Source organism: uncultured Algoriphagus sp., from assembly GCF_963974365.1.
Lineage (GTDB): Bacteria > Bacteroidota > Bacteroidia > Cytophagales > Cyclobacteriaceae > Algoriphagus.
On sequence record NZ_CAXBBX010000017.1, the window covers coordinates 36,626 to 55,438 of the forward strand.

The 18,813-nt window shown below is 41.1% G+C and carries 12 protein-coding genes; 4 read left to right on the forward strand and 8 right to left on the reverse strand.

What is annotated here, in order from left to right:
* Positions 1-141 precede the first annotated feature (141 nt).
* From AACZ87_RS20005 to AACZ87_RS20015, 3 genes are all read right to left on the reverse strand, one after another.
* Positions 142-1,113, reverse strand: a complete 972-nt coding sequence (locus AACZ87_RS20005) for a MoxR family ATPase (protein WP_339869835.1) — start codon at positions 1,111-1,113, stop codon at positions 142-144.
* Positions 1,114-1,316: 203 nt separating this feature from the next.
* Positions 1,317-1,940: a pseudouridine synthase gene (locus AACZ87_RS20010; RefSeq protein WP_339869894.1), complete on the reverse strand. Its 624-nt coding sequence runs from the start codon at positions 1,938-1,940 to the stop codon at positions 1,317-1,319.
* Between the two features lie 4 nt (positions 1,941-1,944).
* Positions 1,945-2,121 carry a hypothetical protein gene (locus tag AACZ87_RS20015; RefSeq protein ID WP_170124589.1) on the reverse strand — a complete coding sequence of 59 codons (177 nt, stop codon included), beginning with the start codon at positions 2,119-2,121 and terminating at the stop codon, positions 1,945-1,947.
* A gap of 140 nt (positions 2,122-2,261) precedes the next feature.
* On the opposite strand from AACZ87_RS20015, the gene AACZ87_RS20020 reads away from it, so the two are divergent.
* Entirely contained in the window at positions 2,262-3,386 is a 1,125-nt protein-coding gene (locus AACZ87_RS20020; protein ID WP_339869836.1) for an amidohydrolase, read from the forward strand.
* A gap of 118 nt (positions 3,387-3,504) precedes the next feature.
* On the opposite strand, the gene AACZ87_RS20025 is transcribed toward AACZ87_RS20020, so the two are convergent.
* From AACZ87_RS20025 to AACZ87_RS20035, 3 genes are all read right to left on the reverse strand, one after another.
* Positions 3,505-4,284, reverse strand: a complete 780-nt coding sequence (locus AACZ87_RS20025; protein ID WP_339869838.1) for an NIPSNAP family protein — start codon at positions 4,282-4,284, stop codon at positions 3,505-3,507.
* Between the two features lie 278 nt (positions 4,285-4,562).
* Positions 4,563-6,785 (reverse strand): M1 family metallopeptidase, encoded by a 2,223-nt coding sequence (locus AACZ87_RS20030; RefSeq protein ID WP_339869840.1) that lies wholly within the window; start codon positions 6,783-6,785, stop codon positions 4,563-4,565.
* A 190-nt stretch (positions 6,786-6,975) separates the two neighbouring features.
* Positions 6,976-7,557 (reverse strand): HupE/UreJ family protein, encoded by a 582-nt coding sequence (locus tag AACZ87_RS20035; protein ID WP_339869842.1) that lies wholly within the window; start codon positions 7,555-7,557, stop codon positions 6,976-6,978.
* Positions 7,558-7,640: 83 nt separating this feature from the next.
* Between AACZ87_RS20035 and AACZ87_RS20040 the strand changes: the two genes are divergently transcribed.
* Complete coding sequence (locus AACZ87_RS20040) at positions 7,641-8,132, forward strand: DUF6702 family protein (protein ID WP_339869844.1); 492 nt, start codon at positions 7,641-7,643, stop codon at positions 8,130-8,132.
* On the opposite strand, the gene AACZ87_RS20045 is transcribed toward AACZ87_RS20040, so the two are convergent.
* Positions 8,129-11,653, reverse strand: a complete 3,525-nt coding sequence (locus AACZ87_RS20045; RefSeq protein WP_339869846.1) for a VCBS repeat-containing protein — start codon at positions 11,651-11,653, stop codon at positions 8,129-8,131. The genes AACZ87_RS20040 and AACZ87_RS20045 overlap by 4 nt on opposite strands.
* Before the next feature lie 346 nt (positions 11,654-11,999).
* Between AACZ87_RS20045 and AACZ87_RS20050 the strand changes: the two genes are divergently transcribed.
* Positions 12,000-15,104 carry a TonB-dependent receptor gene (locus tag AACZ87_RS20050; protein ID WP_339869848.1) on the forward strand — a complete coding sequence of 1,035 codons (3,105 nt, stop codon included), beginning with the start codon at positions 12,000-12,002 and terminating at the stop codon, positions 15,102-15,104.
* A gap of 18 nt (positions 15,105-15,122) precedes the next feature.
* Positions 15,123-16,631 (forward strand): RagB/SusD family nutrient uptake outer membrane protein, encoded by a 1,509-nt coding sequence (locus AACZ87_RS20055; RefSeq protein ID WP_339869850.1) that lies wholly within the window; start codon positions 15,123-15,125, stop codon positions 16,629-16,631.
* Positions 16,632-17,299: 668 nt separating this feature from the next.
* Here the strand turns inward: AACZ87_RS20055 and AACZ87_RS20060 are convergent.
* Positions 17,300-18,811, reverse strand: coding sequence for a RagB/SusD family nutrient uptake outer membrane protein (locus AACZ87_RS20060; RefSeq protein WP_339869852.1), 1,512 nt, complete (start codon positions 18,809-18,811; stop codon positions 17,300-17,302).
* Positions 18,812-18,813 lie beyond the last annotated feature (2 nt).

An 18,813-nucleotide genomic window follows, 5' to 3' on the forward strand; every position in this document is an offset into this window, starting at 1 on the left:
TCTGACTCAATTATTCACCTCAAGAGAATTTTCCGAATTATGCTTTTTTTAATATTGATTACAGAATTTAATATTGGAATAACAAAAAGTGCATAAAAAAAGGCTTCTCTCTCGAAAAGCCTTTTTTTGCTGAATTAGCAGTTATTTCAATGTTACCGATTTGTTAATAGGAACTTTTTCCATTAGAATTTTTACAAGATCCCTTGTATTTATCCCATCAGCTTCTGCCTCATAATTGAGAATTATTCTGTGATTAAGCACATCTTCTGCTATTTCCTTGATGTCTTCGGGCAACACATAATCTCTACCATCCATGAAGGCAACCGCCTTGGATGCTAGGTTCAAATTGATACTTGCACGAGGAGAAACTCCAAATTGAATGTACTTGGCTTCTTCCTTCAGACCATATTGCTCCGGAAATCTAGTCGCAAAAACCAACTCTATGATATAGTGCTCTAATGGCTCAGCCATTTTTACCGCATTGATCTGATTTCGGATGTCAAAAATCTCATCTTTTGAAAGTATCGCATTCACTTCTGAGCTGAAAGACATATTTGCCATTCTACGCATCACTTCCATTTCATCAGCTTTGCTTGGGTAGTCTATATGAACTTTCATCATGAATCTATCCACTTGTGCTTCCGGAAGTGGGTAAGTTCCCTCCTGATCTACCGGGTTTTGCGTAGCAAGTACTAAGAAAGGTCTGTCCAACAAGTATGTAGTATCACCGATAGTCACCTGCTTTTCCTGCATGGCTTCCAATAGCGCCGACTGAACCTTAGCTGGAGAACGGTTAACCTCATCCGCCAAAATCACATTGGAAAAGATCGGTCCTTTCTTCACTTCGAAACTTGCTGCTTGAGGATTGTAGATCATCGTACCTATCAAATCCGCCGGTAGCAAATCTGGCGTAAACTGAATTCTGTTGAAATCAAGATGAAGCACTTTGGCCAGTGTATTTACTGTCAAGGTCTTCGCCAAGCCCGGCACACCTTCCAAGAGAATGTGTCCATTGGTAAAAAGTCCAATCAAAAGTCTGTTGACCATTCTGTCCTGGCCTACTACTACTTTCTTTACTTCCTGTATTACGTCTGCTATTTTTTCCTGATGCATGGAATCTGAATCTTTGAGTGCTTTTTAATCGGAGACTAAAATAGAGGTTTTTGTCCCAAAGGACAATCTTAAATCTTAGAAGCGGTAATGCCTTACGATTAAAGGGATTTTATGATTTTTTAAGAAGGTATTTCTCGCGGCGACGCAACCATAGATAACCTTTGAGGTTTACAAAACCTCGAAGGTTTTGAGCGGGAAAGGACCTACCTCCTTAATTTATTCCCCTCCGTCTTCTTAAACCCGGTCAGCCCCAACTTATGGTAAATCGTAGTTTCGTCGATCTCCTGCACTTCACCAACTTTGAACCCCTGGATGGTGAGTTTCTCCATTGACCAGCGCACTAATCTCAGCGTGGGGTGACCAATCGCCGCAGTCATTTTACGCACCTGACGGTTTTTGCCCTCGATCAAAGTCAAGGAAACCCAAGTATCTGGAATGGAAGCTCGGTAACGAATAGGAGGATCACGATCAGGAAGTGAAGGAATTGGATCCAAAACCTTGGCTATCGCAGGTTTAGTCTTGTAATCTCTCCCATCCACGTTGATCACTACTCCCTGCATCAATCCTTTCAATGCTTCCGGCTCAGGAGATCCTTCCACCTGTGCGTAGTAAGTTCGCTGGTGTCCAAAGCGAGGGTTAAGCAAATGATGGTTTAGGGATTTGTCATCCGTAATAATTAGAAGACCCTCAGAGTCTTTGTCCAGTCTGCCGACAGGGTACACCTCCTTCGGAAAATCAAAAAGAGAGGCAAGTGTCTGCCCCTCTCCAGAAAATTGACATAAAACCCCGAAAGGCTTATATATAATAAAGTATCTAGCCAAAGTCAGTTAATTAACTGCCGCAGCCTACGCAATCGATGCTTGAATCGGTCGGCTTCACACCGTCACGTTCCATCTTCAGGTTATGGATTTTGTCACGAATCTCCATGTCTGCAAACATGTCACCGGTGATTTGTGATTCCAAAGCTTGGATTTGCTCGTTGTAGTTTTGAATTTGTGCTTCGCTCATAAAAGTTAGATTAAGGGTTGAAATGATATCCTAAAATAGCCAGCGATCTTGAATAGTTCCAGATCGAAGCCTCATTTTTTTCGTCAAAAATGATTCCAACTGAGCTGTAGAAACTTACCTTCCGAAAATAATTAATAAAAATGCCCCTTACAGAACTTTTAAATCTTCGCCAGCTTTTACATCAAACGCCAGAAATTGCCGGTGAAGAATCTGCCACAGCGGAGAAGATTTTAGCTTTTTTTGCAAACCTACAACCAGATCAAACCATTCAAAATTTAGGGGGAACTGGGCTAGCTTTTATTTTTAAAGGAAAAAATCCTGGTAAGCGAATTTTATTCAGAGCTGAACTGGATGCATTGCCAATTCAGGAAACAGGAGATCCAAGCTATAAAAGCCTGACTGCAGGGAACGCACATCTTTGCGGTCACGATGGTCACATGACGATTATCTGCGGGCTTGGTGAAAAACTAGCGAACAAAAGACCTGATTATGGCGAAGTGGTTTTGCTTTTCCAGCCAGCGGAGGAAACCGGCGAAGGTGCCAGAAGGATTTTGGATGATCCGCAATACAAGCAAATCAAACCAGATTATGCTTTTGCACTACATAATTTACCAGGATTCCCACTTCATCAAATTGTGACCCGAAAAGGTACTTTTGCTGCTGGAAGTACAGGTTTGACTATTACTTTAACTGGCAAAACCTCCCATGCCGCTCATCCAGAAGCGGGAATCAATCCTTCTCAGGCAATTGCACATCTGATTAAAACTCTTCCGGCACTACCCTCTACACTCAAAAATTTTGCTTTGGTGACCGTTATCCATGCTGAGATTGGAAGCTTGGCTTTTGGCACCAGCGCAGGAAAAGCAAGTTTGAGCGTCACTATCCGAGCCTTCGATCAAGGTGATTTGGAGGATTTGATCGCTAGAGTAAAAGCCGAAGCTATGGGAATCGCGAAGTTAGAAAAGCTCGGTGTAGAATTCAGTTTGGTAGAATCTTTCGCTGTCTCTAAAAATAACCCTCAAGCCGCTGAGATTGCTGAAAATGCGATGAGGCAGTTAGATTTTAATATAATAAAAAAACCAGATCCCTTCCGCTGGTCGGAGGATTTTGGGCTTTTCAGCCAAAGCTGTCCTTCCTATTTATTTGGATTGGGATCAGGAGAAAATTGTCCTCAACTCCATGAACCTACCTATGATTTCCCAGATGAGTTGATAGAGACTGGAGTGAAGATTTTCGAGGGGATTGCAAGAACCGTGAATGGGTGAAAAAAAAACCTTCCAGGTTTTCAAAACCTGAAAGGTCTAGCTGAAGTCCAGCTTGTGAAGAAGCAGGCCAACAGCAATCAATATATCTTTGCACCGTAGCGCCTTGGCGGGAGATCTCTTACAAATCTGAATATTCAGTTGGATAAAGCAGCTTTGTATCATTTCGAGATACCGTATTGGCATATTCTGGCAAATCTTTCATAGCAGCCCAAGCCGGATCTGCTCCAAATACTTTCCAATGTTCATTTCTAATTTCCATATTTTCATGGGTTGTCATGTACACCAAGTTAGGCATGTTTGCACCCGCTATGGTTTCAGCGTAGAAAATTGGACTGCAATTTATTCTGCTGAAAATATCCATCTCACCAGAGTTAAACATTTTCACTTTTTGCTTGTAAAGTCTTTCAGTTGGCCCTTCATAGCTTCTCAATTCGTAAACTCTATCCTTTTTAGCATTAGTCAATTCAGACTCGGTGAATTTAGGCTGACCAGTCATCGCCTGAAGTATGGATGTTTCAATTCTCTTATATGGAGGCTTGTCATAAGCAGCATTGATGTATGCACTACCAGCTGTCTGATAGGTTTGATCTTTTTCCAATTTCCCTTCCAACGCCAAGTACTCATCCATGGATTTAAATGGAACAAACAAATAGACTGCTTTACCAGCATTTGGTTGAGAAGCTATAGGTTTGAATACGCCAACTTTGGCAATGCCATGCTTGTGTGCAGCTGGAATAAATGCCTTTGCAAGATATTCATCTAGCATAGCCTCTTGCTCAGCATTCTCGATGTGGTAGGTTCTCAGTTCGTAGAAATCTCTTTTTTGGGCAAAAAGGTTTGTACTCACGAGAAAACACAAGGCGATAAAGCCAAGAGGGATCAGGTTTCTTACTTTCATTTTAGGTTTGTTTAGGTTTAATTGTTCAATATAGAGCTTATCTCAGCGACTAAAATACAGTTTCTAAGATATGCATGAAAACCGTTGGTAAATTAGAACAGGATGATTGATTTTTCGCACCACCCTTCAGAACACACGAATGGTAATTCATAAGTATTAAACACACCAATTCAAGCTACCAAATCCGGCTTCTGGAGAAGTAGGAGACTCGGGGTTTTAGAAAGTACCGTGTACTCCTGTGGTTAAAAAAGAAAAGCCGACTCTCGCCGGCTTCTTCCTTACTTATTGTTTTGAGCTTCTTTCATTGGATTGCTACCAGTAGATGTTCCTCTAGCAGCTCCAGAACCTTTGAACAATTCAAATCTGCTTGGCTGATACTGAGGTGGCCAGTAGTTGCTGGACTCATCGATATCGGCAGTTTCTCTTTTTGGATCTAAGATGATCTGAGTTACCTCTTTCTCTTTCACAAATACTTTCGTCACTTCAGTTTCATTCTTTCTCCAAATCTCCACAGGAATTCGATCTATTTCAGATGTTCCATCAGCATATTGGAATTCCAAAATGATAGGCATCACCAAGCCACCCACGTTTTTGAAGGTTATTTCATAGAAATTCAAATCACTTTCCATCAGCTCTTTTTCTTTTGGAGAAAGACTAGCCATAAACTTAGTATAGCTTTCCTCATCTTCTGGAGTTACGGTGAAAGGATCATATGTAGTGTAGAAATCACGAGTTGCAGGATTTGCTTCGATCACCGTTTCTTTCACATCAGTTCTGTTGAACTCCTTGGAAACGTAATCCTCCTCACGGTCTGCTTCAGCTTTCATAGCTGCCTTTCTTTCTGCTGGAGTCCGATTTTCCATTTTGTATAAAGCTACATTCTCGATAGCTATGTCCACAGGCTCAGTCCCATAGAACCAACCTCTCCAGAACCAATCCAGATCAACTGCAGAAGCATCTTCCATCGTACGGAACAAATCCTCCGGAGTAGGATGCTTAAACATCCATCTGCGGGCGTACTCTTTGAATGCATAATCAAATAACTCGCGGCCCATTACTGTCTCACGAAGTATATTCAACGCAGTAGCCGGTTTTGCATATGCATTTGGCCCAAACTGAATGATATTCTCAGAGTTCGTCATGATCGGCTCAAGGGTATTTACACTGCTTTTCATGTAAGGCACAATTTTGTGCGCTGGACCACGACGAGAAGGGAAGTTTCTATCCCATTCCTGCTCCGCCATGAACTGCATAAAGGTGTTCAATCCCTCATCCATCCAAGTCCACTGACGCTCGTCAGAGTTCACAATCATTGGAAAGAAGTTGTGTCCTACTTCATGAATGATCACGCCGATCATTCCGTTTTTAACCGCTTCAGAGTAAGTTCCGTCAGGATCAGGTCGTCCATAGTTAAAGCAAATCATCGGATATTCCATCCCGTTGGCAGCTTCTACTGAGATAGCCGTTGGGTATGGATAGTCAAACGTATGGGCAGAATAGGATTTGATTGTATGAGCCACTACTCTGGTAGAAAATTGTCCATAGAGCGGATTGGCCTCCTTAGCATAATAAGACATTGCCATTACGTCTTTTCCGCCCTGCTTTACAGCCATCGCGTCCCAGATGAACTTCCGCGAAGAAGTCCAGGCAAAGTCACGGACGTTCTCTGCCTTGAACTTCCAGGTCTTTTTCTCAGTGGACTTATTTTTCTCCAATTCTGTCGCTTCCTCCTGGGTACGGATCACGACAGGATTATCGTATGTTTTCTTCGCAGTATTCCATCTATTTAGCTCAGTAGATGAAAGTACCTGACTTGCATTTTGCAACTCACCAGTTGCTCCAACCATGTGATCAGCAGGCACGGTGATGTTTACTTCATAATTTCCAAATACCAAAGCAAACTCACCAGAACCCATGAATTGCTTATTTTGCCATCCTTCGAAATCAGAGTAAACAGCCATTCTTGGGAACCACTCAGCCATGGTGTACAAGTAGTTGTCATCACCTTCAAAATACTCATAACCTGGACGACCGGAAATGTATCCCACTCTATTGGTAATGTTGAAAGTCCATTCTACTCCGAAAGTAAAGCTATCACCAGCTTTCAATGGAGTAGGTAAATCAATCCGCATCATGGTTTTATTGACAGTGACTGGAAGAGGATTCCCTTTGGCATCTTTTACTTCCAACACCTTGTAACCAAAATCATCATTTGCCCAAATTATACTTTCGAGCGAACGCAGTGTCATTCTATTATTGATTGAGCTTTCGGCTGCTTTTGGAGAATCAGAATCTGGACCTCGCTGGTTTTCTTCCAGCTGCACCCAGAGGTAGGTCAATTGATCAGGAGAATTATTGATGTAAGTGACCTTTTCTGATCCTTTAATGGATTGATTTTCATCATCGAGCTCCACATTGATCACATAATTTGCCTGCTGCTGCCAATACATGTGCCCTGGAGCGCCTGATGCAGTGCGATAGACATTTGGTGAGCGAAGCATGGTGCCGAGCTGCTCAAATCGCTCTGCATGATTCTATTCTGATTGCTGCGCAAACGCAGGGAAAATCCCCGTGATTGCAAGCGCTGTAAGTGCAAGTAATTTTCTCATATCAATTCATTTTATATCAATCTTCAATCTCATAATCTCTTTTCACTAATCTGTCACTCCACACCTAGCATTCAACTTTCCTCTACCAAAACTTCGTTTCCAGCATCAGCATTAAAGCCACACCAAATACCATAGATGCCACGACTAAAGTCCATTCTTTACGGCTCACTCCCGCTATCCCCACGAGTATGGAGGTAGCCAATAGAAATATGCCAACGATTACCAGCTGTCCCAATTCCAAGCCTAGGTTAAATGCTAGTAAGGGCTGCCAAATGCTTGCCTCCTTACCCAAAAGACTTCGGAGATAGATAGAAAACCCAAGACCATGAATGAGCCCGAAGAACAGCGCAAAGAAATAATTAATAGATAGTCCTTTGCCGGATGCAGGTTTTGGATTGAGAATTGTAATAAATGCTGTAATAGCTATCGTCACCGGGATCAAAAACTCAATGAGTTCAGAATTTACGTTGATCAATCTAAATGTGGCGAGTGCCAACGTGATGGAATGCCCTATGGTAAAAGCGGTAACTAAAATCACGACTTTGCGCCAATCTCTAGGGATAAAGACTGCACACAGTGCCAATACGAAAAGGATATGGTCATACCCATTAATATCAAGGATATGCTGAAGACCTAAACGAAAATATAACTCAAATGAATTCATAGAATGGGTGAAATACCTCTAAAGAAGTAGATTGCGCAATAATACTGGATTATTCCCAGAAAAGACAGGCAACAGAACACCAAATGCAACAGTTTTACTTATACATGATCAGCTTGGGATGGCTGGTATTTGCACATCCCTTCCACATCAGTTTGACGGAAATAAAATGGAATACTGAGACAGAGCAATTAGAGATTTCGCAAAAGATCTTCTGGGATGACTTGGAGATTGCCCTGAGTGGATACCACGATGAATCCATTGATTTTTTAAATCCAGCCAATAAGGAAAAACTAAACAAACAAATCGAATCATACTTACGGGCGCAAAATGAAATCTGGATAGACGATAAATCAGTTGAAATAAATTTCCTTGGCTATGAAATAGAAGATGATGCTGCATGGTTCTATTTAGAATCCGAGAAGGTGAAAGAACCCACTTCAATAACAATAAAAAACAGTTTACTAACCGAAGATTTTTCAGATCAAAAGAATGTCATACAGGTTTACTTCAAAACCAAAAGTCCAAAAAGCATAATTCTAGGAAAAGGTTCTGAAACTGGCAAATTAGACAACTAATTAAAATCAATCCTTCTACGCATTCCTTTATAATTTACTGATACGACTGAATCCACCCCAGCTTCTGAAGTCAGCTTCCTAGTAGACTGACTCAAATATCCTGAACCATAGAAAAGCTCTCTTTTCATAGTCGGCTTACCATTTCTATAAATCAAAAGAAATTGATCATCCTTTGCTGGCTGAATAACTTTTGAGCTCTGAATAGATGATCGGAAAGCCAACAAAGACTGATTGTATCTACTGACCAAAACAATTTCTCTACCGTCGGCACCCATCAGTTTAGCCACTGCCCTGCTTTCTCCAGGGACTTCCAGCCCTAGCTCTCTTCCAAATTCAAAGCTTTGGTACAGCTCATTTTTAGCTTTGATCAAAGCGCCGCGCCCGGCATCATTTCTTCCGGTGACCGTTTCATTTCCATGAAAATTTCCAACAGCAAAAATACCTTCAGGAATCTCTAGCATTCCAAAAATGCGCGAAAACTGCGCCTGCTGAGGGAATCCATTAAAATGAACAGAGTCCCCAAGATTTCTCAACACGCCAGACCGGAACTCATGCGCTTGAAGAGTAAGTGCCATATCTTTTTCTTCAGGAGAAAAAAACTGGTCTTTTCCGACATATGCAAATTCACGGTATATTAAAAATTTATTCTTCCATTTTGGCACTTGTCCGACCAGCTGATTTCTACTGGCAAGAGGGTAAATTGTATCTCCGAAGTATTGGAAAATGACAGGATCCACACTTCCGTTTTTGTCAAAATCTGCAAAATGGATCTCCAATGGCTTTTTTTGCAAAGCTCGATATCTTGAATTTTCTCCCACGTTTCCCAAAGAATAATTCGGCATTTCACCATCCTCAAAAGTCATTGGGTAAATGCTATTCCACCAGCCATCTGATTTCCATGATTCCGATCCAACCACCTCAGCTGTAAAGTTCCTTTTACCTCCTTCATTTGTCTGCAAGAAGACTGTAACCGGCATCCATTCGCCAGAGACTAGTAAATCCAAGCTACCGTCTTGGTTATAATCTGTCCAAAGCGCTGCACTGACCATCCCTACCTCACTTAATCCAGCGGCAAATTCCACAGTCACATCCACAAAAATACCTGCTCTATTTTCAAGCAGAAAAGACTTTGGCGACTCTGGGTATCTTCCAGGCTTGACTCTCCCTCCTATAAACAAATCCAAATCACCGTCCTGATCAAAATCTGCAGCAGTTACTACGGATCCGGAGCTTAAAAGCTTTGGAAGACGCAAAGAATCCCCCTGAAAATTCCCTCCCCCAGTATTAATATAGAGTACATCCTGATAAAGTTCATTTTCCGCATCATACCTGCTGCCACCTGAGACCACATACAGATCCAAGTCATCATCGCCATCTGCGTCAAATAGTAATGATCCCATTTCATCTGAGATCCCTGAACCTTCTAACTCCACAGAAATAAAGTCCCCGCTCCTTTTCTGAGTAAAAATACGTCCAGGGTGTCCAACAGATCCAGACAAATAGAAATCATCCAGTCCATCACCATCTACATCTCCCACGGCAATCCCAGGCCCCAGACTGCTATGCTTTATGGGTAACAACCCTTGCCTGTTGAAATCATTGTAGGATACGGCACTAGCCACATAATTAATCCCTAAGGCTGCTGATACTTCTTCATAAGTTGAGTTTTCAACATTTGCACTCGCAAAAAATTCAGCTCCCGAAGACTCTTGGGACAGTGTTAAGTTTTGATTACTTACGGTATTTCCCATTTTTGAATGCGTGCCATCTGGCCAGATGACCACGAGAGAATCAATAGATTTATGGTTTCCTAGACCAAAAATCACGTCTCCAAACATGGCAGATTTATAGCCTTTCGAAGGATGCATTGTTTTGCTTAGGATTCGTACACTTCCATTCTCATTTAGGTAACCTCTTACTTCAGCCCCGATCGCCAGCGGATTTGGAGGACTACCTTGAAGTTTAATTTTCAACCAGTTTACCGTGGTATCTTTAGATGCATTTTCAAGTTTATTGTTCCGGAAAACTCCTGCTATATCATTTAGATTATTGGTGACCAAATCCAAATCTCCATCTCCATCCAAATCCCCAAATGCCATACCATTAGAAATGCCCAACCCATCGATCCCCCAACTACCAGAAACATCTTCAAAAGTCAGGTTACCGGTATTTCTGAAAGCATAATTATTGAGCTTGACTTCCTTAAGTAAATTTAGGCCGTCCATGCGCAACTTTTTCTTATCCTCTGGTGTCATGAATGGACCAAGATTATTGGTGTAATTGATATAATCCATATCGGTAATATCTTTCCCATAGCCATTGGAAATGATCAAATCCTGCATCCCGTCCATATCAAAATCCGCATACAATGGCGACCAACTCCAGTCCGTCTGGGATATTCCAGCCAATTCACCAATTTCCGCAAAGGTTCCATCACCTCTGTTTAATTGAAGCGTATTCCGAACGTATTGAGGCTCATATCCTTTAGATAGATTTGCCTGATACAAGTTGTAATTTTCGGTGGGCGAAAACATGGTTTTCTGCCTTAGATTGTCCGGAGGAAACATGTCTACTACCACCAAATCAGGCCAGCCATCTCCATTGATGTCTCCCGCATCGACGCCCATGGCATTGAAGCTTTGGTGATCAATTCGCTCTTGGATTTCATTTTGAAAAGTTCCGTCTTGCTGATTGATGTAGAGAACATCGTTGGTAAGAAAATCATTTGCCACATAAATGTCGGGCCAGCCATCTTGATTGACATCCGTTATGGTAAGTCCTAGTCCATAACCTTCATAGGTTATTCCTGCTTCATTAGTCACAGCTACAAATTGTCCTTCCCCATCATTTCTTAATAAGAAATCATTGCTTTTGCCTGAACCATCAGTAATTCTAGGTCGGCTGATATTCCGTTGGAAGCTTTCAAGAGCGTTTGCCAGTAGATAGCAATCCAAATCTCCATCCTTGTCAAAATCAAAAAAAGCGGCTTGAGTAAAATACCCTACTGCATTCAATCCATATTCGGCTGCTTTCTCTTCAAATAAGGGAATCCCATTTTCATCATTTCCCTGATTAACAAATAGCAGGTTTGGATTTACTGACTCATTTCGATTAGAAACAGAAAGGTAAATATCCAATCGTCCATCTCCGTTGATGTCTGTAAATGTCACTCCCTCTATCCAAGATTGTGTAGATATCTGAGATTTTTCCGTGACATCTTTAAACTTAAAATCACCTGAGTTGAGATAAAGTCTAGAACTTATCTGATTTCCACCAAAGAATAGTTCAGGCAAACCATCTCCATTTAAGTCGGCTATTCCTACCCCAGAACCATTATATATGTAGTCGAAATCTACAATATTAAAAGTGTCAGATTCTGTAAGCTGATTAGCAAAATCAATTCCTGTATCTGAGGAATCTAACTTTTGAAAGAGCGTGTTATCAGCTGGCTTGTTGCAAGCGAATAAAAATACAACTATTGAATAGACGGGTATGTACTTATGAAAACTAGATTTTATCACTATAGGTAGATTTTGGTTGGATTAGGTCGGACAATTAAAAGGGTTGAGATTTTAACCTAAAATTGATTCCCTATCAAAAATAGATGAAATAGAAGTTATCGCTTGGACCATGAAGGCAATTTTAAATTTAAAAATCACTAAAATTCTGCAAAGACCTTAAAAAAGCTTCCACTTAATGAAAATAAACCACTTCCTCCATCAATTATACCTCAAAAAATTATTTAACCAAAATATTAGGGAAGATCATAATTAAATTATTACATTGTTACTCGTGTCATAAAAACACAATTACAATACCCATCTCAAACCTGGCAGATTAAAAGGATCTGACCACAAATTTATTGTTATGAAAAAAACGATTTACCCAAAATCGCGAACACTTCCGCCATGGCTAAACCTGCCATGTATAGTGTTCAGCATGCTCATGCTAGTGTTAATCGCAGCACAGGCAAATGCCCAGTCGAGAACCGTTACTGGCATAATCAAATCACCGGATGGCCAAACAATGCCGGGTGTCAACGTTCTAGTCAAAGGCACAACAGTAGGAACTGCCTCAGACATTGACGGAGAATTTAGTCTTTCTGTTCCTTCCAATGAATCCGTTCTGGTCTTTTCATTCATTGGATTCGTATCCAAAGAGGTAACAGTAGGAAATTCAAACCAATTAAGCGTAACCTTAGAAGAAGATCTCTCTCAGCTCACAGAAGTAGTCGTGGTAGGCTATGGTACCCAAGAGCGAGCGAAGGTGACAGGAGCTATTTCGTCAGTTGGATCTGAAGAAATCACTGCGCTACCAGTAGCCAGTCTTTCTTCAGCGCTTCAAGGTAGAGCCGCGGGTGTAGCGGTGACAAATACCGGATCTCCTGGTACTAATCCTCAAGTTAGGATCCGAGGAATCGGTACTGTAGGAAACAATGATCCATTATACGTGATTGACGGTATGCCAGCTGGAGGCCTAAATGAAATCAACCCAGCTGATATAGAATCCATAGAAATACTTAAAGACGCATCTACTGCTGCGATATATGGGTCAAGAGGAGCGAACGGAGTTGTCTTAGTCACTACCAAAAAAGGAAAAGCAGGAAAGCCTCTAGTAAGCTTTGACGCCTATTACGGCTCACAGAGTGCTTGGAAAACCCTAGACCTGCTGAACACAGATCAATACATTGCTTTTGGTACAGATCTTTTGCAAAATGCCAATTCACCTCTCCCAGAAAGATTTGGAAATTTAGGAGAGTTTGCAAATAATGATATTGATTATCAGGATGAAATGTTCCGCACTGCCCCTATTCAGAATTATAATGTTAGCGTAGCTGGAGGTACAGAAAATGTGCTTTACAACTTCTCTGTAGGTTATTTCAATCAAGAAGGAATCATGAGAGGAACGGATTTCGAGCGTTATTCTGTACGTTCAAATACGGAGTTCAAGGTAAATAAACGTATCAAAATAGGCGAAACTTTTACCGTTGCATATTCCAATCGGAATAACGAACCTTTCTCCGGGGGAAGAAGCCAGCTGGAGCACATCGTAAAATCTGTTCCATATATCCCTATCAGAGATGCATCCCGTTTGGGAGGATTCAGAGCAACTGACAGAGTAGATGGTTCGGATCCTGAAAATCCAGTACTGAATGCTACACTACGTAGGAATAACGACCAGAACTTTAAGATGTTAGGATCTGCCTACATCAACGTGAATATTATTGATGGCCTAGATTACAAATTCCTACTAGGGATGGATGTGGGAATAGGTAACAATTACCAATATTCACCATCCTTTAATGCTGGAGATTTCCAAATCGCAACATTTGCTTCTATTTCCCAAAATAGATCCACGTATGTGTCCCCGCTATTCAGCAACCAATTAACCTATTCTAAAGATCTTGGAAAACATCATTTTGATCTGTTAGGTGTAATTGAAAAGCAGACTTCCACTTCTTCTGGACTGTCAGGAAACGGCCAGAATGCTTTGACCAATGACGTACGAGAATTGCAAGGTATAGAAAACCAAACGACCTCGTCCAACAGGACAGAATACGCTTTGATTTCTTACATAGGTAGAGCTAACTATGATTACAATCAAAAGTATTTGATCAGCGCAAGTATCAGACGCGATGGAGGCTCTAGATTTGGCCCAAATAATAAGTGGGGGGTTTTCCCATCTGTTTCTGCGGGATGGAGAGTGAGTCAAGAGAATTTTATGAAGGGAATATCCGCCATTAGTGATCTGAAGATCCGTGGTAGCTATGGTGAGACTGGAAATAATAATATTGGAGATTATGTTTATCAAGGAACGATAAACTCAAACATGTTTTACAACTTCAACGGCTCTCTAGAATCTGGCAGTACTATTTCAGCACTTGCCAATGCTAATGTGCAGTGGGAGACCACAATCATGAAAAATATAGGCTTTGATCTAGGTCTTTGGAACGACCAGTTCACCTTCTCCTTTGAATGGTTTGAAAACACCACTGAAGACATGCTTCTTGGTGTCCCAATTCCTCCATCTTTAGGTTATGATGGAGCTCCGGTAGCAAATGTTGGTTCTGTGAAAAATAATGGTATTGAAATTACCGCAGGATATGAACTTAGATCCGGCGATTTCCAATTGGGAATAAACGGTAACATAGGATTCATCAACAATGAGCTTACCTCTTTAGGTTCTGGTAATACTATATTTGGCCCGAGTTTCAATGGTGATGCAATGACACTTACTGAAGAAGGCCAGCCAATAGCTTATTTCTATGGATGGATTGCAGACGGCATATTCCAGACTAATGAAGAAGCACAGACTGCTCCAAAACAAAATTTACCTGATGATCTAAGTACTTACAACCCCGCTGTGCATACGAGTGCCGGTGATATTCGATTCAGAGATATAAATAATGACGGAGTGATCGATGCAGGTGATCGCACAAACCTAGGACATTATCTCCCAGATTTTACCTATGGTTTGAATGCAAATGCTTCCTATAAAAACTTTGATTTCACGATGTTTTGGCAGGGTGTTTCAGGTAATGAGATCTTTAGCAACCTGAGATATCATACTGAGGGAATGACCAGATTATTTGGCGCAAGTAGTGCAGTATTGGATCGATGGACTCCTTCTAATACAAACACTGACGTACCACGTGCTGTCAATAGTGATCCAAATAGAAATGCTAGGGCAAGCTCAAGGTTCATAGAAGATGGATCCTATCTGAGATTGAAAAACATCTCTTTAGGATATAGTATTCCTAAAACGGTTTTAGATTCTTGGAGTAAAGGAACAGTATCAAAGGTGCGTGTTTACTTCTCCGCTCAGAATTTATTAACTATAACAGACTATTCTGGATATGACCCTGAAATCGGGGCAAGAACTGGAATAAATTCTTCGTTGGGTACCGGTATTGACTATGGTCAATTCCCTGCGGCAAGAACATTCCTAGGTGGTATTCAAGTATCCTTTTAATCATTAACTAGAAAAATCATGAAAACAAGATCCACACTATTGGCAATTATAATGTCAGTGGGCTTAGTAGCCTGTGATGAAGATATATTAAGTCCTGTAAATCCCAATCAACTAGGGGCAGAGACATTCTATAAAACAGGCCCGCAATTAGTGGCTGCTGTAAACTCAGCCTATGCAGGTCTTCAAGCCAATAATTTATATAACAGGGAGTATTTCTTCCTTCAAGACTTACTATCTGATGATGCAGGTAGTGGAGGAGCACAACTAGAAGGTGCACGTGCCCAAGTTTTAAATCATGTATTTGATGCATCAAACCCTCTCGTAGAAGCGAATTGGAGAGGCTGGTATCGAATAATCCATAGAACGAACTTAGTATTGGAGAATGCTGATAAGGCTACAGACAACATCACGGAAGAGCTCAGAAGTCGCGTAATCGGCGAAGCTTATTTCCTCAGAGGTTTAGCATTTTACGAATTATCGACTTTATGGGGAGGTGTTCCATTGATGACTTCAAGTGCAACTTCTCCTGATGGGCTACCAAGGTCGACACAGGATGAAGCGTTTAACCAAGCACAAGCTGACTTGACGGAAGCTATTTCCAAACTTCCATTGAAAGGTGAATATTCAGGTGCAGATGTAGGGAGAGCAACAAAAGGAGCTGCTCAAGCATTACTGGCCAAGCTGTTGCTTTTTAAAGGTGATTTTGCAGGTGCAAAGCCTTATTTGACAGAGATAATCAATTCTGGTAAATATTCGTTGGTAGATAGATACTTGGATAACTTCGAAGTAGAAAATGAAAATAATAGCGAGTCCATTTGGGAAATCCAATTCTCGGAAGACTTCGGAAATGCAGGTGCTTGGAATGGAGATGGAGGAGACATCGCTGAGGTTACTTTCCGTGGCCAGGAATATGGTCCAAATGCCTGGAGAAACATTATTCCAGGAGCAAATCTAGTAGTCGCATTCGAAACTGCTCCTAAAGAAGATCCAAGAATGAGTTACAACTTCTATCGCCTAGGTGACACATTTAATAGTGGGAATAGCGTCATAGATGCTACAACAGTTCAAGGAGATAACTCTAAGCCAAGCTGGAGAAAATATCAGATGATCTACAGAAGAGACAATGAAAATTCGCAATCTGGGATCAATTTCCGATCAATCCGATATGCCGATGTATTATTGATGATGGCTGAGGTAGAAAACGAAACTTCTGGACCAGCTGCAGCCTTGCCTTACCTGAACAGAACGAGAAACAGAGCTTCAGTGATGATGCCTGAATACCCTACAGCTGCTTATCCTACTGGAACTAAGGAGCAAACCAGAATTGCTATTCAACATGAGCGTCAGGTAGAAATGCCTGGCGAGCAGGTGAGAAACCGTGATATCCGTAGATGGAGAAGACTTGGATTCTTAGCGAATGAACCTATCACAAATTGGTCTTCCCGCTATGACCTCCTTCCAATACCAACTTCAGAATTGGATAATAACTCCGCCTTGACTAACGCAGACCAAAATCCAGGATACTAAATCCTCTAATTAAACACAGATAAATAGCCGGGGTGACTCGGCTATTTTTTTTTCAGCTTAAATCTAATTACTGTACTTTTTTACTTCCACCTTAGAAAAACACTTCGAGCGAGCTTTTCTGTTCTCAGTAATTCAAAACACATTGAATCTAAAGTACGCTCCCATGCAAGCATATCAAGACTACTCCAATATGCCCACAGATTGTTGATAAATAGCCAAATATCGTCGGCGCTTTTACTAATAGTAGCAACTGCTAGCTGTTAAGGTGTGGCAATATCCAATTTTAAGGGGTTGCAGTAGTTAGTCTGCTTGGCATTCAGAGTGAAAGCCATTTGAAAAACAAATAGAGGAATACTGGTAATGCGCTAATCATGCGCATTTAGCACATCAAGCTGTCTAACTTAATTTCTAGGAGTTAGGTCAATTAGCACGTGTTTTTAAAGCACTAAGACTACTCGGAATCCTGCCTAACCAATTTATATTCTTTAAGCACCTCGGCAAGCTAAGTGTCAGGAGAAATTAATTTTAACGGAGGGGAGAAAAAGCGGTACCCGACTTTGCCGAGTCCATGTATCTCAACACATGCTACTTGCAAAGAACCGTATAATCCATACAGCAAAAAAAAGTCCGACCCTAAGGCCGGACTTTAATAATATTTAAAACTAAAATTAATAACCAGGATTCTGATCGATTGGGGCCGAAATATTTGTATTTAATTCATCCAATGGAATTGGCCAAACAAATAAGTGGCTGCTATACTCTAAAGAGTGATCCATCGGAATAGTACCACCCTCATAGAAGCTGATTTTTGTAATTGATCTAGAAGTAGCCTTAAGTGGGATACCAGACATCAAACCTTCTCCAGACAATCTGTGAATATCTGACCATCTTCTACCTTCGGCAAGAAACTCAATTCTTCTCTCATTGAATATTGCATCAAGTAAACCTTCTCCCAAGCCTCCCACTGTATATGCGGGAACAGATGCAGGTAAAGCACGACTTCTCACTGAGTTCAATAAAGTAACCGCCTCTGTCATTTTGCCAGTTCTAGCATTAGCTTCAGCCGCATTAAGTACTACCTCAGCAAATCTCAAAATTATGTTAGGATCTGTGTAAGTAGTCGCATCTTGATACTTATCTGTGAAAATACCTGTTGCACTGCTTGTTGTCAATAACGTACGACGAGTATCTTCTGGACTCCAGAAATCAGATCTCCAGATAATCGGGCTTATTTTCACTAAGCCTCTAGCTCCTAGATCAGGGTTTCCATACATAGATGGAAGGGCACCATTTACTCCAGGATTAGCTTCTGCAGAGTTTACGAAAGAGAAGATGTTATCAGAACTAGTACCACCTCTGAAAGGAGTAGCTGGATTAGCTGTAACAGCATATTTAGAAGTTAATTTGTTGTACTCGGCCAATACTCCTGCCCAATCTTTCATATGCAATTTGATTCTGGATTTCAGAGCAATCGCAGCACCTTTGTTGGCTCTGAAAGCATTACCTTCTGGTAAGAAACCTTCCGCAGCATCAAGATCTTGAAGAAGTTGTGTATAATCTTCTCCTACTGTTCCTCTAGGTACAGCTTCTCCAGCAGGAACTTTAGTAACGTCATCGATACCAAAAATTCTGTAAGGAATTCCTGGAGATGATGGATCGTCAGAATAAGGCCTTGCAAAGTGTATAAGCAATTCATGGTGAGCTAAAGCTCTCAAGAACAACATTTCACCCTTGTAGGCAGAACCATCTTCAGACGATAATACACCATTTTCAACAGCAATATCTAAATTTTCCAAAATGATGTTAAGTCTGTTGATCATTCTATAAAGAGAGATCCACATACCCACATTGTTTGCAGAACTAGGGCTGTATGAGTTGTTATAAGTGATTTCGTAGAAAGCCTGATCGTTGTACATATCCTCGCCTCTCATATCACCTTGCTCCACATTAGCAGCTCCGAAAGGATAACCACGTTGAACAGCGCCAGCGTAAAACCCTCTTTGTGCAGATTCATATACCCCTAGGATTGCTGACTCAATTCTAGCTCCTGTAGTAAATGCCTCAGAATCTGGAATTAGGTTAGCTGGGACCAATTCAGTCACATCACAAGCACTAGTAAAGCCTAAAAGGGCCGCACCAACCAATGCTAATTTTATATTTTTTATTGCGAATTTTTTCATGA